Origin of the sequence: Pseudomonas sp. EA_5y_Pfl2_R50, assembly GCF_963970475.1 — a bacterium.
GTDB lineage: Bacteria > Pseudomonadota > Gammaproteobacteria > Pseudomonadales > Pseudomonadaceae > Aquipseudomonas.
On sequence record NZ_CAXAPT010000127.1, the window covers coordinates 1 to 507 of the forward strand.

Genomic DNA, 507 nt, shown 5'->3' on the forward strand with positions numbered 1-507 from the left:
GGAGGGCATAGCAGCACGCCTGTGTTGCGCCGGCAGTCGCACGATCTCGGAGACAGTGCTTTTCCCGGTCCTGCCGAGCCAAACGCAGGGTATCGAGGATACGCGCCTTGTTCGCTTCTGCGAGGATGATGGCAGCATCAGCTACCATGGTACATATACCGCGTTCGGCGGTGGCCAAGTGCGATCGGAATTGCTGAGCACGACCGATTTTAGATCGTTCGAGATGCGTGTCCTGACCGGCCAGGCCTCGAGTGGAAAGGGCATGGCCCTTTTCCCTCGCCGCATAGCGGGGAAATACGCCATGCTTGGGCGTCAGGACAGCAAGAACATCTGGCTTCACTTCTCCGATGAACTGCTCAACTGGGCAGGTGGCGCAAAGCTCATCACACCAAAATTCCCTTGGGAATTCGTCCAGATGGGCAATTGCGGGTCGCCAATCGAGATTGACGAAGGCTGGTTAGTAATGACCCACGGCGTTGGTACGGTCCGCAACTATTGCATTGGCGC

The 507-nt window shown here is 57.6% G+C and carries 1 pseudogene; it reads left to right on the top strand.

Annotation, left to right across the window (positions count from 1 at the left end):
• Positions 1–55: 55 nt before the first annotated feature.
• A pseudogene (locus AACY19_RS27040) lies at positions 56–507 on the top strand (hypothetical protein); the annotation flags it as partial.